The sequence below is a fragment of the Limnospira sp. PMC 289.06 genome (assembly GCF_032350395.1).
GTDB lineage: Bacteria > Cyanobacteriota > Cyanobacteriia > Cyanobacteriales > Microcoleaceae > Limnospira > Limnospira platensis.
In genome coordinates this window covers 17,274-39,879 of record NZ_JARPLC010000008.1, presented here as the reverse complement: position 1 = coordinate 39,879, position 22,606 = coordinate 17,274, and the positions used below count along the sequence as shown (strand labels likewise).

Sequence of the window (22,606 nt, the reverse complement as noted above, 5' to 3'; positions counted from 1 at the left end):
TATTTATACCCTCGTAGTCCGACATAATTAACAGCAGAACCCGCCCCGACAATTATCCATTATTAATTAATCACTGGGTGGGGGCGGGTTTATTAATCCTCTGGTGGCGAGACGAGAAACTGGCAGAACCCGCCCCGACAATTATCCATTATTAATTAATCACCGGGTGGGGGCGGGTTTATTTATACCCTCGTAGTCCGACATAATTAACAGCAGAACCCGCCCCTACGTTATTCATTATGCGGAACCTGCCACCCTGGACTCTACCCATTCCACAATAGCATCAGCCAAAGTAGTCGCTAATTTCCGCTGTTCAACCGGGTTAATAATCCATTCAAACTCTTCGGGATTAATCATAAACCCTAATTCTAATAATAGCGAAGGGGTAACAGAAGGACGAGTTAGGGCGAGATTATTCCAAAACACACCATAGGAAGGTCGATCCAATTTTTCCACTAAATAATTGTGCAGAAAAACCGCTAAATTGTGGGCTTGGGGATGAAACCAAAACATCCCAACTCCCTTGGTATTGATAGCATCTCCATTATCCGGTAAAGCATTATAATGAATCGACAAAGCCAGATCCGGTTTTTGTTTATTAATCATTTCCACCCGTTCATGAGGCCATAAATCATCATCACCCTCCCGGGTCATAAACACGGTTGCACCCCGTTTAATTAATTCACTTTGCAACAAAGAAGACATTATCAAAGCGACATCTTTTTCTGGGTATCCTGTGGGTCCTCTCGCCCCTAAATCCTCATCACTACCATGTCCGGGGTCTAGTAAAATTTTCACCCCCGTTAGAGGTCTTCCCCGGCGAATAGATGCCAGAAAACTAGCATTATCTAATGCACCTAATTCTGGGGGATGTTTAAGGGATAAAACTAAAGTTGTGCCCGCATAATTAACTTCATATCCCCACTGCTGAGAAGTTCTAAAATGGAAAGTATATTGAACCGCCGCTTGAGTGTCTCCCATGGGTGAGAGAACTGGTTGCCAGTCCATCCGTTCAATTAATGGGTTATCATCAAAGCGGATAGTATCAGTTTGGGCAGTTGTATTATGCAGAGTAATTGTTAAGGTTCGATCGCCTTGTTGAATACTAATAGGAACCGGAACTTGTAAAGGAAAATAAACCTTAGTCCATTGTCCATCTCGGCGCGAACTAGCGCTACGAATCATTGAATTAGGAGGAATGGAACCAGAGAAAAGCCGCGTTTCATCAGCTTTTATCCAGCCACCATAGTCCAGACGTAAATAATCTCCATCCCTACCAGTAATGCGCGCCCGGGTTCCTTTGGGGAGGGGAGTTAGACGGGAATAAGTAGTGCTAGGTCCGGTTCTGGCGACCCCTGCATCGACAATTACTTCCGCGATTTCAAATTGAGTCGGAGACAAAATAGAGACGGTTCCGGTGGCTGTTTGGGTGACGGTTTCACCATTGAGAATAAGTTGATATCGGGGTTGACCTAAATCGATCGCCTTCCGATTATCAGCAAAATCAGTATCTGGGGAAATAGTGGCGCATCCCCCGAACTTTCCCCCTATATTTATAGGTTGGTTCGTGCCAGTCAAAACCGCCTTATTATCAGGAAGTTGCCGACTTTCACTTTGCTTAAATAGCGGGATAGTTTCCCCGGCAATATCCACGGAAACTTCGGCGTTAGGAGGTGCGATCGCACTAAAACAAAGCATTTCCCCTGGCAGTCGGGAAATGGGGCTAGAAGGGGTCAAGGATTCCGGCACAAACGCTATTCCATCCGGGATAGGTGGTTGATTAGAAATCCGGGTAATAGTGCGCCGAATTTCCTGATCACCGTGGCGCAGGATAAATTCATTTTCCCCTAATTCCAGAGGAAAACTGGGGGCGAAATGTCCCCCTTGACTGCGATCGATAACTTGACCATTGATTAATACCTCACCCTGGGGGGCGGCGGTTCCAATTAGAAAAATGCGATCGGATATAGTCCTATGTTGGTTAGGAGGATACGCTACAAATAAAGGCTGTTCTGCTAATGCTGGAGTGATCATCACTAAAGCAAAGACTATTAATCCTAATAGAATTCTTTTCATAAGTGCTAACAATTCTAATGGTCTCACTGCTATGGATTTTTTCAAAAGGCGATCGCCCTTTCCGGGGCTGATGAACCCCCCTGTTCATAGCAAATCCCTACTGCTATCCCAAATTCTAGCAGCAGGGAGTGAAGATGACCACTGTTTAGTTAATAGTTAATTCCACAGAACCCCATTCCCCATTTACGCAATCGGTCGCGCATAGAATGAAACCCCTTGACCGATGAAATTAGGTAAATCATTAGCAAATGCTGCTTGATTTGGATCAATCGTATAGAAATGACCATTAGTATCCAGATTAAACGCCCTGAATACTGGTAATGCACCAGCTACAGGAGACGAAAAAACCCGAATCGAAGTTCCCGGATCATCTGGTACCCATTCTTGCAGAGTTTGCACAAAATTAATTTCCCCGGGATTGCTGGCATAGAAAAAACCACCCTGGGAGTTTCTAAAGCGTTGCAAAACCGTATCTCCCTCTGATACAAATTCAAACCCCTCATTCACAAATCTTTGTGGATTGCTGGCTAAGGTGTTTTTTTCCATTTGATCAGCCGTGAAAATATGGGAACCCGCCTCAGAATCCCAGAATCTAGCTACACCTGTCAAAGGATCAACATCGGGATTGGTGGCGAACTCATTAGGTCCTAAAATTCCCCCATTAGCAATATCTGGGGGGTTTAAATTTCCTAAATCCACACTGACCGCTAATTGATAGTCTTGGGGTAGTTCTCCAGTCGGCGGAAATGTGCTAGTATCCGGCAGAGGATCGTAACTTGTTACCCGCACTAAATACCGGGAAACTCCATCGGCTCTCAGGGTACTCGGTGCCCCTAAACCTGTGCCAAATTCAATCTGACCTGGCGCAATAGTGGCGTTCCGGTTTCCCAAGGCGCGATCATCATTGGCGGCGATTGGACTTTGACCAGGGAAAGGAGCAGTATCATTAGGCCCAAGTTGGAAGACTTTCACAATTGGGTCATATTGCATTGTATTAAATGCGTCTACAGCGATCGAAATATTCGCATTGGGAAAGGTAGGCTGAATAATATAATCATCGTAGCGAGTCAGCAAGGCTGGATTACGCAGAGACGGACTAGCCGGATCGGTGGCGCTTAATTGTTCTCGGACAACTTGAGCATTAGTCATTTTTTACGACTCCTCATCATAAATATTGCACCGAATCATAGCCATAATACCGACACCTGTTGGGAGTTGGTAGTTTTAGGGATTCCGTAAACTATGGCTCACACCATCGTTTATACCACATTTTTTATCAGGTGAAGATTAAGTTTTTCTTAACCCACCTGACCCGCCAGTGGTTATGGTTTTCCCTGACCATTCACTCCCTTAGTCCCTGGGGGAAATGCACTTTAATACCAGGTAGTTAATCAGGGTTAATCACCAACTAATTACCATTAACTCAACCTCCGACTAAACCATCCCCATATATGCGATCGCACTGTGAGTAATGCTCAGTGATTAGACAGTTACCAAAATCTGCGATCGCACCTGTGCAATCAACTCATTTAAACCATCAGAATTTAACCGATAGCTGAGGGGATGAGCAATTAGTTGAGCCGTACTTTGAAACAACACCTCAATTTCCACTAAGCCATTTTCCTGTAGTGTGCGACCCGTTGACACCAAATCCACGATCGCCTCAGACATTCCCGTAATTGGCCCTAATTCAACCGACCCATAAAGTGGTACAATCTCCACAGGTAAATCAATGCTATCAAAATATTCACTAGCACAGTGAACAAACTTAGAAGCCACTCGGCTATGGGGAGGGAGTTGCACCGGACGGCTATAGGGGCTAGATTTTTTCACAGCTACCGACATCCGACATCCACCAAATTGGAGATCAACCACAGAAGCCACCTGAGAACGCTTTTCCCGCAGAACATCATAGCCCACGATTCCCAATTGCGCCTGACCATATTCTACATAAACAGGCACATCCTGGGCTCGTACCAGCAAAGCCTTAGCCGTTTTCGTCGGATCTTCAATCTGTAATTGGCGATTAGCCGAATCCAGAAAAGCGCTAAAATCCAGTCCAACCGCTTTGAACAAACCAATACTATCTTTCAGTAAAGCGCCTTTAGGAAGTGCAACAGTAATCATAATCACTTCGGAAATTTATTTAACCATGAGTTAGCTTAACCTTAGTCGAACAATATTGATACAATTTGACTAAATCTTTCCGTTGAAGCCTCCCCCGAAAGGACGGCTTCCTATTCCTTCCCCATGTACTGTTTTAGGGTGGACAGGGGGATAACTAGGGCGACCATGAGCCTAGTTGCTACCAGTCGCCGAGAATCACCTCACCTGTAGCTTACCAGGTGAGTACATCAACAAATTTAGCTTAATATTCATGCGGATTCTACTTGTAGATGACGAAGTGGAATTAACCAATTCCCTCAGTCGCGCCCTCAGTCGAGAAGGTTATACAGTCGATAAGGCTTATGAAGGTATACAAGCCGGGACTCTCGCCCAAAATCATCACTATGACCTATTGATTCTCGATTGGATGTTACCCCATCAATCAGGATTAGAAATTTGCGCCCAATTGCGATCGCAGCAAAACCGCACCCCCATACTATTTCTCACCGCCAAAGATACCCTAGACGACCGAGTTAAAGGACTAGACGCGGGCGCAGACGATTATTTAGTCAAACCCTTTGAACTGCGGGAACTACTAGCCAGAGTCAGGGCGCTATTGCGTCGCCCTCCTATTTTAGATTCCACAGTCACCTCTAACCGCCTACAATTCGGCGATCTGCAATTCGATTGTGAAACTCAATTAGCCTATCGTGGACAAAAAGCGATCGAATTATCAGAAAAGGAAAGCCAATTACTACAGTATCTCATGCGCCACCCCGGACAACTCCTCACCCACACCGAAATTCACCAACACCTATGGGGGGAAACAGACAAAAAACCCAGCAGCAACGTCCTAGCCGCCCAAATTCGTCTCCTGCGGCGCAAAATCGAACTACCGGGCGCTGTCCCCCTCGTCCACACAGTCTATGGAAAAGGATATCGATTTGGAGAATAGTTTTTCATCCCCGACTCTGACTACTTCTGTTCAGGATGAGATGCACCTGGTAAATTTTCACCCATCTTATTGATAGCAGCAATCATAAGATATAAACGCCCCACATCCCGCTGATTAAAATAAAAAACTAAGCGGGGTAGATGTTCCGTTTCATCCCCTAATTCCTTGGGAAGGGCTCGGCTTTTTTCTATGCGTCCCTGCGAGAGAATATCCTTAAACTCTTGATTGAGATATTCGACCTGTTCATCACTCAGTTCAGAATTTAGGCGCATCACAAATAAATCTCCCACATAGCGACTAGAGTGATACACCTGGTAAAAATCAGCGATCGCCGCCTCTGCTACAGCCAAATCATCTGTAATCGTGTAGATACTAGGATCATCCTGGGAAATAAAACCCCGGCGCAAAAGCTGTTTTCTGACAAATTCTTGCCAATCATACCAATAATCTCCCCCAGGATGGTCAATCAAAATCACCGGAGCCGGGCCAAACTTTCCCGTTTGAGCCAAAGTCAAACCCTCCCAAGTTTCGTCCAAAGTGCCAAAACCACCCGGAAACATAGCCAAAGCGTCACTTTCCCGCAGAAAAAACAATTTCCGGGTGAAAAAATACTTAAACTTAATCAGCTTAGGATCTCCCTCAATGTAGGGATTAGAAAACTGCTCAAACGGGAGTTTGATATTTAAACCAAACGATCGCTCTGCACCCGCACCCAAATTAGCCGCCTCCATAATTCCGCCGCCAGCCCCTGTTAGCACCATAAATCCCTGCTGAGTCATCGCGCGCGCTAACTCTACCGCCATATCATATTCCGGCGCTGTTGGTGAAGTTCTCGCCGAACCAAAAATGCAGATTTTGCGAATATGGCGATAAGGGTAAAAAATCTCAAATCCCTGCTCCATATCTAACACAGCAGACGAGAGAATTTTCCAATCCAAAGACTCAATATCTGATTGTGCTATACGCACCAGGCTAGAAAGCGATCGCACAATCCATTTTTCGTGCTTTAATGCCGGTAGCTCATCAATCAGTTGGTTAATCTCTCTCTTGAGAGATGCCAGCGTATCTCCATTTCCAGAAGCATTCATAAAATCAGAACAACTGACAACAATTTGCCCTATATTTTGCAGTTTTCCAGGGCCATCTATTGACAAATTACCAAATTCCGCCAATCAAACCTAAAAATCCCAGGAAAAGAGGCAGGCGGGACAACCCGCTTGCCGACTCTCCACCGTGGGCCTGTAAAGACAGGCTTTTTATTTATTGACACTCCCGCCGCCTTGACTAATGGTGCAGGTAGAATAGGGATAGTTTGCCTATAGGCGGGAAATTTCCGTAACACCTTACGCGCATTAATTAGGGGTCGAGATTAGGTTGAAGAACCTTTAATCCCGATGAAACCTGATTCTCAGCTCATCACATATAAAGCCCTTCATCCCAAGTTTCCGGTCTAGCCCATGGTTTAAAGGTACTTTTCTAATGTATTAGCAAGGGTACTTTTAGGAACCGCTCCCACCACCATATCGACCCGTTGGCCGCCTTTAAAGATCATTAATGTGGGAATACTGCGAATTCCATATTGACTCGCTACCTGGGGATTTTCATCAGTATTGAGCTTAACAACTTTAATCTGTCCATCGTACTGCTGTGCAATTTCCTCAACTACAGGGGCGACCATGCGACACGGGCCACACCAAGGAGCCCAGAAATCCACCAGCACCGGAAGTGCGCTTTCCAGTACATCCTGCTCAAAGGTGCTATCAGTAACTTCTACGGCTGTTGACATTCCTTCCAATCCTTAATCTAATCGTAAGTTATTCTACCACCAAACCAACTGGGGCAGAATTAGCAATTTTGTCCCGATGGTTCTGATACCAGGCTGTACAAAAGACTACAGCATATCGAAGTTAATCATATCAGGCGATCGCCAAAAATTTTGGCTAACCTAAACGATTACCCAATTAAGAAACCGCCCGAACCGTAGGTCCAGGCGGAGTGTGGTGTGAGGAGTGAACGGAAACATTTGTCTCCGCCACTTCTATTGTGGCACTATTTCGCCAATAATTCCAGGGGGTAGCACTAATTTTTACGATACTTAATCAGACCACCCCCGCCAACATCAGCCACCCCAGCACCCAAAGCCCAATAATTGCTACTTACCCATTCCCAATTGTTGTGCCTTTTGATAGACCTTACCCTCAGTCAACAGCGAAGGAGCAATCACCACCTCTACCTGCTGCATTTCTTTGATAGTCTTCGCTCCCAAAGTTCCCATACTCGTTTTTAGAGCCCCCAGCAGGTTGTGAGTCCCATCATCCAACTGAGCCGGACCCCGGAGAATTTGCTCCAATGTTCCCGTAGAACCCACCTGAATCCGTGTTCCCCTCGGAAGCACCGGACTAGGAGTAGCCATACCCCAGTGAAATCCCCGTCCCGGAGATTCCTCAGCACGAGCAAAAGGAGAACCAATCATCACACCATCAGCACCGCAAGCAATACACTTACAGATATCGCCCCCAGTAATTAATCCTCCATCAGCAATCACAGAAACATAACGGCCAGTTTCCTGATAAAACTGATCACGAGCCGCAGCACAATCAGCCACCGCCGTCGCTTGGGGAACTCCTACCCCTAACACACCACGAGAAGTACAAGCCGCACCCGGTCCAATACCCACCAATATTCCCACCGCTCCCGCTTTCATTAGGTTGAGCGCCACCTCATAAGTGACACAGTTCCCTAAAACCACCGGGATGGGCATATTTTTACAAAACTCAGCCAAATCTAACGGAGTCACCGATTCTGGGGACAGAAAAGCCGTTGAAACCACCGTAGCTTGCACAAAAAATAAGTCTGCTCCCGCCTTCGCAACAGCATCACCATATTTACTGGCTCCCGCTGGAGTAGCGCTAACCGCTGCTATACCGCCCTGAGCCTTAATTTCTGCAATCCGTTTTTTAATCAGTTCTGGCTTAATCGGTTCAGCATAGAGTTCTTGCATCAATGTCACAAACTCCGTTTTTCCCACCGACACAATCCGATCTAAAATCGGGTTGGGATCTTCATAACGGGTCTGGATGCCCTCTAAGTTCAGAACCCCCAACGCACCGATTTGGCTCAGTTTCGCCGCCATATTCACGTCTACCACGCTATCCATCGCACTGGCAATAATCGGAATTTCTCGGTTAATATTGCCAATTGTCCAACTGGTATCCGCTAAACTTGGATCAAGGGTTCGAGGGCCAGGAACTAGGGCAATTTCATCAATTCCGTATGCTCGACGAGCCTTTTTGCCACGCCCAATTACAATATCCACTTCTTTACAGGTTCCTAACACTATTTAGTTAGCCTATCAAATTATCAAAATTGGTGGTGCATATCAACTCGATATCTTACCCACACCCCCGACCCCCGCCCTTAGTGCCCCCGCCTAGAACCCATCTTCACTCTTAACAGATTAATTTTGGGTTAAGTTTTGCATTTAGTGTTGAATATTTTGGGATCTATCGCTAGGCTAATTATAAGTCAATCTTTTCTCTTGATAAGTTATCCCTATGAGTACCACCCGCACTGACCGCAACCGCAGCACTATCCCTAATTCCAACCATGATCAAAATTTTGACTTTGACCAGTGGGTGAAAGCTGTCAAACCTCAGCTTATGGCTGCATTGCGTGCTAATAACCCTATTAGTGAGCTGCACACAAATGGTAGATATCACCAAAAAAGATAGCGATTGATAACAGGGTATTTTTATTAAAATTTATTCTGTTTATATGTCAAGACAAACTGACTCCCCAAACTACAACTTCTCAGTTGAAAATGGGGAGTTATACCTATGTTGAAGTTATGGAAATGCCGAAAATCTATTGGTAAACTATTTAAAGCCGATTAACTTACCCTAAGTCTTTATTGGTGGGTATTGTGTAGCCTAGGCTACAGAAAAATTTGCGATATGCACTTACGGCATTAAGATAATGTATAAAAAGCATAATTTCTGGAAAGTCCAACTGATTACTCGATTCTGCACCTGTTCCCTGGGACTGTTTTTGGTGTGTCCCCTACCATCAGCTTGGACTCAACCCTCCCAGGCTTTAGCGGAGTTTTCCCAAGCGGCCTCTATCAGGTCATCCGATCGCCAAAATATTTTAGAATCTCTGAAAACGGCTAACATCATCTATTTGGGGGAAACCCACGACAACACCCTGGACCATCAAGCCCAATTCGAGATTTTGCAAATATTGCATCAGCAAAATCCCCAAATAGCGATCGCCATGGAAATGTTCCAGCGTCCCTATCAGTCAGTCATAGATCAATATTTAGCCGGGGAGATTTCAGAAACCCAACTGGTCCGCGACACGGAATATCTGCAACGTTGGGGTTTTCCCTGGAAATATTACGCCCCCATTCTTCGATTTGCGCGGGACAATCAACTTCCAGTTTTAGCCATCAACACCCCCACCGAAGTGACCCGACAAGTGGCGGCGGCGGGTTTAGCCAGCCTACAAACCGAACATAAACGCTACATTCCCCCCATCGACGAAATCAAGACCGATAATGAAGACTATCGGCAAATGCTCTACAACATCTATAGACAACACCAACATCAAGGTAGTGAAGGCGGGTTCGATCGCTTTGTGGAAGCCCAAGTCCTTTGGGATGAAACCATGGCTGATGCGATCGCCAATTTTGTCCAAGCTAACCCCGACTTTACCGTGGTAGTGATTGTCGGAAAAGGTCATGTAGTCTACAACCATGGCATCCCCTCCCGCGTCGAGAGACGATTAGCCGACTCCACTATAGTTCAGCGATCGGTTTTATTCCAATCTCCCGACCAAGACAGTCTACCGGCAAATATAGCTGATTTCATCTGGCAACACTGAACCACAACGTTAAGCGGGTGCAAGATATGCCAAGCCATAGACTAAGCCACTTACTGCACCCGCCCGCCCCCTCGATTATTGAGAAATTCTTACCAAAATTATTGACATTGTACCCAATTATTGATATAATACCAACTTGGTCGCAGCATAGGAAAGATAGCTGTTTTCTAGTAAAGATGAAAGCGGTTGGCGATTGTTTTTGTATGGCTGTGTGATGTGATGCCAAGCCTACCCGTGCCGTATAAATCATCAATGCTGAGTCCTATTAACCCCGCAAACATTTCCTCGAGGAATTAGGGAAAATCTCGATGCTGAAACCACCCCGTCCCCCGGCCCACCTAGGTCAGGGATTCGCTTTTCCACTGTTAGTAAATCAGCAAGGTAATTGGGCTTTGAGCGCAGGCGATCGCAACGTCCGAGAGTCCATCGTGCTAATTTTAATGACCGATCTTGGGGAGCGAGTCAACCGGCCAGACTTCGGTTGTCGGTTGTGGGAACTCAGCTTTGCACCAATCAACTCCGAAACCCTGATGTTAATGCGAATCTTCGTCCAAGAAGCCTTAGAACAGTGGGAACCGCGCATAATGCTGATAGACGTAGAAGCCATTCCCGACCCCGATGGTGGGAGAGTAGATTTAGTGATCAACTATAGTCTCAAACCCAGCCACGATCAAAGGAGCCTCGTCTATCCCTTTTACCTGCAAAAACAGCCGGAATAAGCTGCCATGGTATTCGACTTTTTACCCAACCTTCCCAAAGCCAACCTAGACGATCGCACCTATGACGATCTGCTGCAAGAATGCTTGTTAAGAATCCCTCGCTATTGTCCCGAGTGGAATAACTACAACCCCAGCGATCCAGGAATCACCTTGCTGGAACTGTTTGCATGGCTGATGGACCAGATGCTGAGTCGCTTCAACCAGCTTCCCAGGCGAAACTACGTCCTATTTTTAGAACTGCTAGGAATTCGCCTACAGCCCCCCAACCCAGCCCAAACCGAAATCACCTTTTATCTAGTATCAGACCTTCCCCAAGCCTATACCATCCCCGAAGGCATCGAAATAGCCACCGAAAGGCTGCCCGATGCCGAAGCCATAGTATTTAGCACCGATCGCCCCTTAGTTATTGGCAGACCCCTGATCGGGCACATTCTGCACGGTCAAACCCCAGATATCACCCCACAAATGTTGCGTGATCGGTTAACCAACTGGTGGACGATGGCAGAAGACGGAACCTGGTCAGGGCCAGAACTCTCGTTATTCAGCGATCGCCCCGAATCAGGGCAATGTTTTTACCTAGTCTTTACCCCTGACAGTCCCATTGAAGGAAACGTTATCGCCCTCACCGTCAAAGGCCAAGCCGCCACCCCCACAGGCATTAACCCCGACCATCCCCCCCGTCGCTGGGAAGCCTGGAACGGAAGGTACTGGCAATCAGTCCTGCTGGCAGAAGCAGACGACGAAAGCCAAGGTTTCAGTTTTCGAGATGCAGTCAAACAGGGTCGAGACCCCCAAGGCGGATCGGATATTATTTTGCATTTACCCGTAGAATTTCCCGTCGCCCAGTTCACCGCCTATCAAGGTCGCTGGCTGCGCTGCGTCTACACAGAACCCACCCTCGACCAATCCCCCTATAGTGCCTCCCCCCGCATTGTCGGCATCAATTCCCGCGCCATAGGAGGAAGCACCGTAGCCCGCCAGTGTCAAGTAATCAACGACGAATTATTAGGAGTGACGGACGGCACTCCTGGCCAAGCATTCCAACTGCAACGCCCCCCCGTGCTGACTCGCATGGCCGGAGAATACCTAACTGTTACCCCGATCGGAGAATTACCTCAAATTTGGGAAGAAGTCCCCGACTTTTCCAATTCCCAACCCGACCATCGCCACTATGTGCTGGACTCCGTAACTGGAATAGTACAATTTGGACCCCAGGTGAGCGAACCGACTCAACTGGTGCGAGAAACCGACTACTCCCCCAGATGGCAAAGCACCGCCAGACAAAACACCATTTTAAGCGCCGACCATCAAAAGCGACAGTATGGTGCTATACCTCCAGCCGGAGCCAGTTTGCGGATGGTTCGTTATCGTACCGGAGGAGGAGTCCAAGGCAACGTCAAACCGGGAACCATCTCGGTGATGAAAACTGCTGTGCCCTACGTTGGGGCGGTGGTCAATCATGTTCCCGCTAGGGGCGGTTCTGATGCTGAATCCTTAGAGATGGCCGCCATTCGCGTCCCCCAAATGCTGCGAACCCGCGATCGCGCTGTCACCCCCCAAGACTTTGAAACCCTAGCTATAGTAGCAGGACAAGGAGCGATCGCCCGTTGTCGCTGTCTCAGGGCAAGTCCTGGGAATCAGGGAGTCGTGGAACTTCTGTTGATACCCCGCACCAGTTTGATACCCTTAGAGCAAGGAGTCGGCATTTCACCAGAAGAATTAGCCATCAGTTCCGAACTCAATCGCCAGGTTCTCAGTTATCTTGATGAACGTCGCCTGCTGGGGATACAAGTAAAATGTCGTGAACCAGAGTATGTAGGAGTCGTCGTCGCCTCCGAAATTACTACCCCGCCGCAATACCACAATCCCCAAGCTCGGCTAGAGATCCAATCGCAATTACAAATAGCTTTGTATAGGTTCCTTAACCCGATCATTGGCGGCCATCAATCCGAAGGTTGGCCATTCGGTCAGCCCCTGTATACAGCCGATATCATCGCCCTACTACAGCAATTTCCTACTGTGATGAGCTTGGGGGCTGTGCAACTGTTTCCTATCCGCCGCCAGGGCGGGCGGTGGGTGCGGGGACAACCTATAGCCATGATTGATCCTGGTCCTAATGGCACTATCTGTTCCTGGTCTGATGCCGGAGGCGATCGCCATTTGATCAACATTATCGGCGGTGGAGGTTCCGGGGGGTCATAAAACCCCCTCTACTTCCGCTACCCTCTGATCAGCCTTTAGCCCTGGAAGAGGGGCGACAGAGACCAGATACATTGAGCCAAGAATCCCCGTCCGGGCAGTCCCCCTCCATCAGTAGACAACCCTTTCACCATGACCCAGGTTCCTGACCAAAAATCTGTCCTCTTAGATATCGTCTCGATCGACATTCCCGAGACAGCACCAGCTCAGTTGCCTGAATTATCAGGTACTTTCTCCCAACCCGAACCAGACCGAGCCCCCGTAAAACTAATTCCAGGGGAAAACAGCTCCCTCGTCATTGACCTGGAAAACCTAGACACCCGCCCCTTGCACCTCACCTGTGAACTGACCGGGAATTTTCCCCACCACTGGTGTCAGACTCACATACCCGTTGTGTCCACCCTTGGCGAACTCCCAGGCCAACCAGTCATCCCCTACGCTCCAGAATTATTTGTTACCCTCTTACCCGGAGAACGGCGCTCTGTCGTTCTTTGTTTTCAAGTCCATCGGGATTTTTTCGAGGCAGAAGAAGCTGTTTTCAGGGATACCGAGGGACTGCAACTCAACTATTCCGGCCGCTTTAATGTCTATGGCAGTTATCTCAATAACCAGTCCGATAATAGGCCTCTACTGGAATTTGTCGAGTTTGACCTATTTCTGCGACCGCGATCGCCATATATCAAACTACTACCGCAAATTTATCAAGAAATCGATTTTGTCGGCCGATTCCTGAAAATTATTGAAACCACTCTCGAGCCAGATCTGCAAATATTCGGCAATCTCTGGGCCTACTTAGATCCCCTCACCGCCCCCGAAAATATGTTGCCATTTTTAGCCCACTGGGTTGGCTGGCAAAACATCCCCACTCTCAGTCTCCAACAGCAACGCCGTTTAATTCGCAACGCCTTAGAGATTTATCGCGCTTCTGGAACTAGGCGGGGGCTGCGGTTTTACCTACACCTGGTAACTGGTTTACCTCTTGATGAAGATTTGCCGGAAGTGTCCAAACACATTTCAATTATAGAAAACTTTACCCAAGGGGCGGTCATGGGCAGCTCCTATCTGGGTATAGATACCATTTTAGGCGGTGGCAAACCTTTTCACTTTCAGGTACGCCTGCTGTGCGATCCTGATACTATTGATGAGAAATTGGTTCGCACTGTTATTGAAGCACAGACACCAGCCTTCTGTACTTATGACTTAAAAATAGATTCGGACAATCATATATGATCATCACTGATGGCAATTCCTCTGATTACCCACCGCCAGAAATTCATCCCCTCCAACGTTTGATAGTTGATGATGGATTGCTGTTAAATGCCCAGCGTTGGCGACAATCCCACGAATACCACCGATCGCGACAAAATCTCTATTATCAATCTCTTTACCAACCGGGAATAGTGAGGGGGTTAGGGGTGTGTGTAATCGATGCCCCAGAGAGTATATCTGCCCAATATCGGGATAATCGCTGGGTGCAAATTCAGCCCGGAATTGCGATCGATTTGACCGGAAATCCGATTATTGTCGATCGCCCTATCGATTTTCGGATTGCCAAATTGGTGCAGACAGAACCCAGCACTATTTATTTAGTTCTGCGCTATGTTGATCCAGAAACTCTCTACCGTCAAAGCGATCAAGTATTGGTAGCTGAAAGTTTTAGGATCGACGAAAAAAATACCCCACCCTCACCCCAGGAAATCGAACTGTGTCGGATCACTATTTCTCCTGATTGCATCGAAATTAGACCCGCCACGAATGTTTTTTATCCTGATGTTAACGAGTTGGATTTACGATACCGGGGACGAGTCCGACCGCGCTCGGCTAAAACTCTGCGAGTGGGGATGGTTTTACAGGGGAATGCTGAAGATGTTTATTTAGGGCAGAATCTCGATTATCTATTGCGATCGCTTGCGGTTTTAGCACCGGTCACGATGGATGCTGAACCAGTCGAAGAAATTACCTTAACTTCCCAGGATGCTCAACATCGGCGAGACTATCACTTGCTATATATGAGATATTCTCAGATACTGTCTTGGGGAGAAACAGAATATAATGCTCTCAAATATTACAGCGATCGCGGCACTGTACTTTTCATTGAAGCCTCATCAGAACAGGTCAATATTGCTGATATTAATTCAGCGATCGGCGAACTTAAACAGGCTCTCAATGATATTCAATTTTCCCAAATTTCCGAATTTAAAAGGGAATTGTCCTCAGAGTTAACTATCTGTGAATCCGAACTTAAAAACCGCCTACAATCCGCCTTAGAACCTCTCGAAAATATAGCCCATCAATATCTGGGGATTCAGCTATCGAATATTGAGCCAATATCCGCCCAAGACCCGATTAAAATTCATCCCTTTTTATTTGATGAATTACCAATTATTAATCGAGAGCAAACCCGACTGATAAATTGGGGCAAAATTATTATATCCATAGGCTATCTATCCTCTGGTTGGGGGTTAAATAATCATCAGGAATTATCCAGAGATTCCATCCGCAGCGCCCAAGAATTAGGGATTAATATTCTGAATTTTGCCCACCATCATTATCAATTGTCCAGTAGTCAAATGCCGGGCAAAATTTCGCCGTAATTTTTACCACCAGACCAGGAAAAGCCATGAAACCATCTATTTCTATCCGATATTTCATTCCCCTATTAGTCGTGGTTCCCTTAGCTTTGGCTACCATAACTACAGCAATATTAGCTTTTTATAGTGGCAGTCAAGCCGTCAAGAGTCTGATTGACGAATTGAGCCAAAAATCGATAAATTCCATTGAAAAACACATAGACACCTACCTACAAGCTCCCATGGTGGTAAATCAACTCAACCTGATCACCATTGAAAATGATTTAATCGACCTCAATGATGTGCCACTATTGACCCGTTATTTTCAGAATCAGGTAGCGGCGATCGATGGGTTATATTACATTTATCTTGGTACTGAAAGGGGGGATTTTATCGGTGTTCAACAGCAGCCAGATGGAACCCAAGTATTAGTTATTGGAAATGCCGCAGAAGCTGAAGGTCGAAGTGTTTATCAGCTTGATTCGGCGGGAGTTCGTGCCGGCAAAATCAGAAACTTAGAAGCTCAGTATGATGTCAGACAACGACCCTGGTACAAAAGAGCTATAGAAATCGGTGAAATCGGTTGGAGTCCCATTTATATTTTTGGCTCCACATTAGAACTCGGAATGACCTCCGCAATTCCAGTTAAAAGTCGTGGAGGTGATACTATCGGAGTTGTGGGTATTGACCTGGGATTGAAAGACCTCAGCAATTTTTTGAGAAGTTTGGAAATCAGCCCCAAGGGTATCGCATTTATTATTGATCGCGCTGGCAATTTAGTAGCCAGTTCCACCGACGAACAACCCTTTTTGGATGAAAATGGCGAGAAACGACGATTACCCGCCCTCGAAAGTCAAGAACCTGTGATCCGCTCTACAGTCCAAAAGTTACTCGATACTGAGTTAAGCCTTAACCAAATTCAACAACCGATTTCCTCTAGCTTTCGATTGAATCGTGAACAGCAATTGCTACAGGTGACTCCCATGGAAAGTACGGGTTTGGATTGGCTAATTGTTGTGGTCATTCCTGAATCTGATTTTATGGAACTGATTTATAACAACCTTCGGTTTACGATGATTATTGGCTTGGGTGTGACGGTGGTAGCGATTACACTGGGGGGGATCGCGTCTTGGTGGATTATCCAACCCATCGATAATTTACACGCAGGAGCGAAAGCTATCAAAGCTAATTCTTTCTCGCCAGAAATGCTTGAATCTACTATTTCGCGCTCTGATGAAATGGGAGAATTGGGTCAAGCCTTTGTGGAAATGGCAGCAATTGTCCAGACTCGTGAGAAAAATATGAGTGAGGAATTGGTGGAATTGCATCGCCAGCAAGAACAATGGCGGCGCGCGAGCCATAAAAACCAAGACCCGACTGTGCTATTTCAGGAATTGATGGAGCGAGCCAGACAGGCTAGAAAAAGTGGTTAATAAGAGTCCTGCTCTCTCGATGACAGTGTAGTTGCACTGTGCATTTTTCCAAAGATCGCGCTTCCCAATTATCGGAAACATGAAAACAGATATTTCTACTAAGGATTTAACTCTATACCCGGACGGAAAAGACACTACATTTGATGTGGTGGTTATCAATGATAGCGATCGCATGAGTAGCTTTCAACTAGAGATATCCGCTGCTGGGGTGGAGTCAGATCGTGAATGGCTTTGGTACACAGTTACACCGCAAAGTGCGAATAAACCACCGGGGGACAAAACTGAGTTTCATGTGAAAGTGCTGCGATCGCCTATTCCTGGATTTGTGGGGTTAGTCAATCTCACCGTTAAAGTATTTTCCCTGGAATTAATGACCGAAGAACGTCACATTCTCAGGCTCAATATCATCGAGTCTGTTAGTGAGTGTCCGTTTCGAGTCGAACTCCCTACCAAACCCATTCAGACTCTCCCCAATAGTCAAGTGGAAATTGCCTTTAGTATCCACAATAATAGTCAAAAGGCGATCGCTGTTACCTTATCCGTACATAGTAGCAAGCGAGAATGGTTCCTGTTTGATAATCAAACTACTTTTAACCTTCCGCCACAGCAGAGTCAAAATTACTCCTTTACCTGCAAAGTTCCCGAAATGCACGCTGCTGTTGCTGGGGTCTATCCCTTTACGGTGATCGGACAGTATCGCAACCAGAATTCACCGCCAACTAGAGGCCACATAGAAGTTTTACCCACCGGAAACGTAGATTTTGATGCCTTTCCCAAACGGCAATTAGTCCCCGCTCGTCGGCCTTGGCTGCCCCAATGGGGCATAGAACCGCCTGTTTACCAATTAGAATTCACCAACAATTCTAATTATTCTCAGGGACGAACTGCCGAAATTCTGGAAATCACAACCCCCACGTTCAATAACTACCCTAAAGTCGGGGGGGATATTGAACCTAGAGACGGAGAAAATGAGTTTTCCATTTATCCCGAACAGGTAAATTTGGCTCCGGGAGAAACCCAAACTCTGGAACTTATCGCCTACAGCAAACGGCCTTGGTTGGGTATCGGTAAAACACAGACCATTACAGTTAAGGAGGCTGTGGTATCTCCCCTAACTCCCGCTTCTAGCGCTTTAGGTGGTTTGTCGAAGGAAATCACAATTTCCCCAATTGCTGACGACCTCCCACTAACTGATGAACATACAGCCCACAGTGAACAGAAGGGTCTGCAAATTCTGGAGTTGAGACTATTACCGATTATTCCCCGGTGGTTACAGGTGGCGATCGCACTACTGATTTTAGGTGGTATTTGGTGGTTTTTGTATGCCGCTTTCCGACTTAACTATCATGCTGCTTCCGTCAATGTGGTTAGGTTTAACGGTTTGGGGGATATGGCGATTAGCACCTCCAATGACCAGACTCTGCGGGGGTGGCGAGTTCGGGAAAATAGACTGCAACCCATGGGTTTGTTGGGGAATTTGGGGAAGGCGGGGCGCACAGGTTTGTATCGCCCGGTTGATAATAATCAGGTGGCTGTGGGGTTGGAAAATGGGGAAATTCAGATTTGGGATTTGCTCAACTTGGCTGACAGCCCCCGGCGCTCCCTTTCTTATCGCCGGGATGATCGGGTCATGGCTTTGGCTTATAGTCAAAATTCCCAGTATTTATTCAGTGGCCACGGCAGCGGTTTAATACTGCAATGGTATCTGGGACCTACGTTAAATCTCACTAATGTTGAGGAACCTCAGTTAATTCAGGAATTTGATTTCGCTATTTATGATATAGCCCCCGTTGGGGCGCGACAGGAAACTCTGGCGATCGCTGGTCGCTATAACCAATTGGTGCTTTGGGATACCACGGGCGGTAATCAAGGCTTGCGAACAGTTCCCTACCCAGCGGGGGGACAAGATGAATACATCACCTCTCTGGCTACAGCAGCAGATAAGCCTTTTTTGCTGGCTACAGCAGACGATCGCGGTTCCATCAGTGTCTGGAATCTCCGCGAATGCTTAACCAACCAGTCCGCCACTTGTCAAATTATAGATCAGTGGCAAGCTCACCAAGGCCAGCCCATCCGTTCTCTAGCTTTGACCGCTAATGGCTGCTATTTAGCCAGTACCGGAGATGATGGAGAGGTGATGCTGTGGCTATTGAATAGCACAGGAGAGCGATCTACCCAAAATATGGGGGGTGAGGCGATCGCGCGATCGCCCTCCCCCAAAAGCAGTTTAGATATCATTGCCATTGACTCCTACCTCCGCATTATCACAGGAGGTAGAGATCACCAAGTGCGCCTTCACCGCATCCAACAACCTCCCACTCCCTGTAATTAGCAAAGGTAGAACAACTATTAATTATCCATTATCCATTAACTCATGAGCAGTACAGAAATTGTATATGACGGCCAACAACAACCTAACAAAATCGTCGAGGGGGTTCCCGAACCAGACCTACAGACTTGGGGAAAATCTCTAACCCTAATTGCCAACCCGTCCGGGGATTTTGCTATTACTGCTGGGGAAACCTTCGAGTTGCATATTACCCTAGTTAACCAGGGTCATTTGGGTGCGATTATTGACGTTTATATTGATGAAACCTCTACATCAGTATGGGAATGGTGTGCCATTCCTCACCAACGATTAGCCCTAAGTCCTCAGCAGAGTGCCGAAGTAGTCTTTGAATGTCCTGTGCCCCCCCAGGCGACTCCAGGAATTTACAATTACTTCCTAGTTGTAGATGCACCATTACACTACCCGGAAGATACCCCCATCCACCACAATGCTAATCTTCAGGTACTCCCACAAGTAGCGTCGGCGGTGCGACTTGATGATCCTACTTTTAGCCTGATACCCGCTACAACTTCCGTTGAACCAGCGATCGCCATAGCAGGACAGCCGTTAACCCTCCGTTTAATAGTCAATAACCGCGATCGCCGAGTGGATCGGTTTCGGTTGCACTGTACCGATGTCCCCCCCGAATGGGTAGAGATCCAATACCCAGAAGGCTTGAATGATTTGGGTTTAGTCGTCGCCACTGATAGTTTAGCCCTCAATCCCGGGGCGCGAGGAGAGATTCAGTTAAAGTTAAACCTACCGCCAGACATTGAGGCGGGGCGATATGCCACCACCATTACACTCAACTCCGAAAATCATCCTGATTTGACTCTGTTGGATATCCTCCACTTTCATATTAAGCCTAACTATGATTTGCGGTGGGATCTACAGACCGTGGTGGGTCGCATTCGCACCGGAAGCGGACAGTTTCAACTGCCAATCCAGAATCGAGGTAATACAGATCGCCAACTGCAGTTTAACCCCCGCGAAGAAGGAGAAGTAGCAAATTGTCTGTATACTCTGATACCAGATGAGTTTCGGCTACCCCCAGAGGGGACTGTGGAAATGTCTGTCGAGGTCATCCCAAAACATTGGTGGTACAGACCTTGGTGGGGTCAGGGACGGGTGTTTGAGTTTTATTTGGAACCCCAAGATTTGCACCGCTTGCCCCTCCCTCAAGAGCGTATCAATGGCACTCTAATTTGGGAGGCTCGCCCCTGGTGGCAGTTGTTGTTAGCCATTTTGCTGGGACTAGGAGCGATCGCCGCCTTGATTTTCGCGATCTGGTCTGTATTTTTTAAGCCTCCCACCCCCCCCAGGATTTTAGAGTTTAGATCCGAGTCCCTCAGCTACGCCGCCGCTAATGACGATTTTATTTATTTGGGTTGGGTAATTGGACCGCCCACTCGCCAAATCCGTGCCCTGCAAATTGTTGGCAAATCTCCTGATGGTAGCATTTCCAGTGCTGCTGTTACCTATGATTTTAGTCGGGGTATTCCCGATGAGTTGGCTTCTGTGTGTACCCTCAGACAACTATTGCGATGCTACAATGTTCGCACTGATGCTCGTCGTCCTGGGGAGTATATTTTTGAGTTAAGGTTGCTTCCTAAAAACGATATTGACCAGATTCAAGTAGCAAAAACCAGTTTAATTAGGATTGCACCTCTACCTATTCCCCAAATTACCAGTTTTGATGTCAGATTAATCGATAGCAGCACCACAAGACCATCGCAGCGCCCGGAATTGACCACAGACAGGGTTGATAATGCGATCGCACTCAATAACACCTTTCCTAATAGTGATTCTTTCTTTGCTCCCCAACCTCAGAGAATCGCACAATTTAGTTTTCAGATTCTCCATGGCGATCAAGTCCAAACCTTAAAATTAATCGGTCGCTCTCCCGATGGCCAGGTTAATTTTGAGCAGAAAACCTATACTGTCAATCCTGACCAATTCTCCGAAGATTTACTCGGTCTCTGTGAGGTTGACTTGGATGGGATTTTGACCTGTCAGGGGTTGCTTCACACAATGGAAAAACCTGATACTTATATTTTTGAATTACAAGTCATTTCCCGTCAATCTCTGGGGGAAGTCACCGACAGTCGCCCTGCTGATCCCATTGTCTGGGAACCTCCACCACCCCCACGGATAACCACTTTTGCTTCCCCGTCTTCTACTTATCGTAGTGGTGAACAGCAACAAATTGAGTTTCAGTGGGTGATTGATAATGCCGCCCAACTTCAACAGTTGGAGTTGCGGAGTTTATCCCCCGACGGATTGGTTAATTTCCCCAAGATCACATATCGCTTTGATGGACAAATTCCCCAAACCTTACAAGATAAATGCCAAGTTACCGGGGAACAATTGGTTTGCAATAATCTGGCTATTCCACTACCAGACCCAGGACGCTATAATTTTGAGTTGACAGCTATTCAGCGTTCCGAACTTCCCGAAACCGAGCCATCTCGACAAATTCATGCGATCGCTATTCAACCACCACTAGCCCCAGAAATTACTAATTTTCAAGCCGCACAATCTAACTATCAGGCTGGGAAAGATACTCCTATTCGTCTAAATTGGAGCCTCCAAAATCCTCAAGATTTGCTGGCTATTCGGATGGTTGGGCGCTCCCCCGAAAGAATAATTACAGTCCCCGAAATTATCTATCCTTTTAATGGTAGCATCCCCCAAGCACTTCAGAATAACTGCCAATTAACTGCTGAACAGCTTACCTGTATTAACGTCCCGACTTCCGCCCAACAACCTGGAGATTATATCTTTGAGTTAATACCTGTTCATCGGGGGAATTTGGCAGCCATGGCTACATCTATGGAAAGCGATCGCATTCGTATCCGACCACGCCCGGTTCCCCCTCCTCAAATCAATGGTTTTCAGATTAATGGGGAGGATGCTCCCTTAAAATACGTCGTTATTATAGACCCTCAAACTTCTCCATCACCTTTAAATTTATCATGGGAAGTTAGTGGTGCTGGTATCATACAAACCGAGTTACTCCCCGTTCCTGGCGTGGTTCCTAACCGTGGAAACTTGACCTATCCCATTGCACCTCAGTCAGGACAGGATACCCTGACTCTCAGAGCCACTAATACTGACGGTAAACAGGTTCAACGTTCCATTTTGATTGAAAGGGTGCTTCTTCCTCAACCAGAACCTGCACCTCCTCCCAGACCTGATTCAGATAGCCCATCAGACAGCCCATCAGATAGCCCACAAGATACACAATTCACACCCTTTTCTCCTGACATAGAATCCAATCCTTGGGCTCCGATTGATAACCCACCGCAATTTAATTAAATGTCCCGTCCTAATTATCC

Annotated in this window: 16 protein-coding genes; 10 read left to right on the top strand and 6 right to left on the bottom strand. The window is 46.9% G+C overall.

The window, feature by feature from the left end; all coding sequences use genetic code 11:
- Positions 1 to 237: 237 nt before the first annotated feature.
- The 3 genes from P5674_RS03450 to hisG all read right to left on the bottom strand — a co-directional run bounded on the left by P5674_RS03450 (position 238) and on the right by hisG (position 4,203).
- Positions 238 to 2,076 carry an N-acetylmuramoyl-L-alanine amidase gene (locus P5674_RS03450; protein ID WP_014275618.1) on the bottom strand — a complete coding sequence of 613 codons (1,839 nt, stop codon included), beginning with the start codon at positions 2,074 to 2,076 and terminating at the stop codon, positions 238 to 240.
- A gap of 183 nt (positions 2,077 to 2,259) precedes the next feature.
- The gene (locus tag P5674_RS03445) at positions 2,260 to 3,225 is read right to left on the bottom strand and encodes a hypothetical protein (protein WP_006617040.1); all 966 of its coding nucleotides are present in this window, start codon (positions 3,223 to 3,225) and stop codon (positions 2,260 to 2,262) included.
- 333 nt (positions 3,226 to 3,558) lie between these two features.
- The gene (hisG, locus tag P5674_RS03440) at positions 3,559 to 4,203 is read right to left on the bottom strand and encodes an ATP phosphoribosyltransferase (protein WP_006617041.1); all 645 of its coding nucleotides are present in this window, start codon (positions 4,201 to 4,203) and stop codon (positions 3,559 to 3,561) included.
- Positions 4,204 to 4,453: 250 nt separating this feature from the next.
- Between hisG and rppA the strand changes: the two genes are divergently transcribed.
- A complete protein-coding gene (rppA, locus tag P5674_RS03435; RefSeq protein WP_014275617.1) occupies positions 4,454 to 5,137 on the top strand; it encodes a two-component system response regulator RppA in 684 nt (227 codons plus the stop codon).
- Between the two features lie 20 nt (positions 5,138 to 5,157).
- Here the strand turns inward: rppA and P5674_RS03430 are convergent, their stop codons facing one another.
- From P5674_RS03430 to P5674_RS03420, 3 genes are all read right to left on the bottom strand, one after another.
- Positions 5,158 to 6,225 carry an LOG family protein gene (locus P5674_RS03430; protein WP_014275616.1) on the bottom strand — a complete coding sequence of 356 codons (1,068 nt, stop codon included), beginning with the start codon at positions 6,223 to 6,225 and terminating at the stop codon, positions 5,158 to 5,160.
- Positions 6,226 to 6,599: 374 nt separating this feature from the next.
- Positions 6,600 to 6,923: a thioredoxin gene (trxA, locus tag P5674_RS03425; protein ID WP_006617044.1), complete on the bottom strand. Its 324-nt coding sequence runs from the start codon at positions 6,921 to 6,923 to the stop codon at positions 6,600 to 6,602.
- Positions 6,924 to 7,289: 366 nt separating this feature from the next.
- The gene (locus P5674_RS03420; RefSeq protein ID WP_043469032.1) at positions 7,290 to 8,453 is read right to left on the bottom strand and encodes a GuaB3 family IMP dehydrogenase-related protein; all 1,164 of its coding nucleotides are present in this window, start codon (positions 8,451 to 8,453) and stop codon (positions 7,290 to 7,292) included.
- A gap of 238 nt (positions 8,454 to 8,691) precedes the next feature.
- On the opposite strand from P5674_RS03420, the gene P5674_RS03415 reads away from it, so the two are divergent.
- The 9 genes from P5674_RS03415 to P5674_RS03375 all read left to right on the top strand — a co-directional run bounded on the left by P5674_RS03415 (position 8,692) and on the right by P5674_RS03375 (position 22,586).
- Complete coding sequence (locus P5674_RS03415; protein ID WP_014275614.1) at positions 8,692 to 8,868, top strand: hypothetical protein; 177 nt, start codon at positions 8,692 to 8,694, stop codon at positions 8,866 to 8,868.
- A gap of 244 nt (positions 8,869 to 9,112) precedes the next feature.
- Positions 9,113 to 10,018, top strand: coding sequence for a ChaN family lipoprotein (locus P5674_RS03410; protein ID WP_006619181.1), 906 nt, complete (start codon positions 9,113 to 9,115; stop codon positions 10,016 to 10,018).
- 308 nt (positions 10,019 to 10,326) lie between these two features.
- Positions 10,327 to 10,737, top strand: coding sequence for a GPW/gp25 family protein (locus P5674_RS03405; RefSeq protein ID WP_006619182.1), 411 nt, complete (start codon positions 10,327 to 10,329; stop codon positions 10,735 to 10,737).
- Between the two features lie 6 nt (positions 10,738 to 10,743).
- Positions 10,744 to 12,939: a putative baseplate assembly protein gene (locus P5674_RS03400; RefSeq protein ID WP_014275613.1), complete on the top strand. Its 2,196-nt coding sequence runs from the start codon at positions 10,744 to 10,746 to the stop codon at positions 12,937 to 12,939.
- A 129-nt stretch (positions 12,940 to 13,068) separates the two neighbouring features.
- Complete coding sequence (locus tag P5674_RS03395; protein WP_315669794.1) at positions 13,069 to 14,166, top strand: phage tail protein; 1,098 nt, start codon at positions 13,069 to 13,071, stop codon at positions 14,164 to 14,166.
- Positions 14,163 to 15,530 carry a hypothetical protein gene (locus P5674_RS03390; RefSeq protein WP_014275611.1) on the top strand — a complete coding sequence of 456 codons (1,368 nt, stop codon included), beginning with the start codon at positions 14,163 to 14,165 and terminating at the stop codon, positions 15,528 to 15,530. Before P5674_RS03395 ends, P5674_RS03390 begins: the two co-directional genes overlap by 4 nt.
- A gap of 26 nt (positions 15,531 to 15,556) precedes the next feature.
- Positions 15,557 to 16,939 (top strand): cache domain-containing protein, encoded by a 1,383-nt coding sequence (locus tag P5674_RS03385; protein WP_006619186.1) that lies wholly within the window; start codon positions 15,557 to 15,559, stop codon positions 16,937 to 16,939.
- Positions 16,940 to 17,018: 79 nt separating this feature from the next.
- On the top strand, positions 17,019 to 19,271 hold the full coding sequence (locus tag P5674_RS03380; protein WP_014275610.1) for a WD-40 repeat protein: 2,253 nt from the start codon (positions 17,019 to 17,021) through the stop codon (positions 19,269 to 19,271).
- A 42-nt stretch (positions 19,272 to 19,313) separates the two neighbouring features.
- Complete coding sequence (locus P5674_RS03375; protein ID WP_014275609.1) at positions 19,314 to 22,586, top strand: COG1470 family protein; 3,273 nt, start codon at positions 19,314 to 19,316, stop codon at positions 22,584 to 22,586.
- The last annotated feature ends 20 nt before the right edge of the window (positions 22,587 to 22,606 follow it).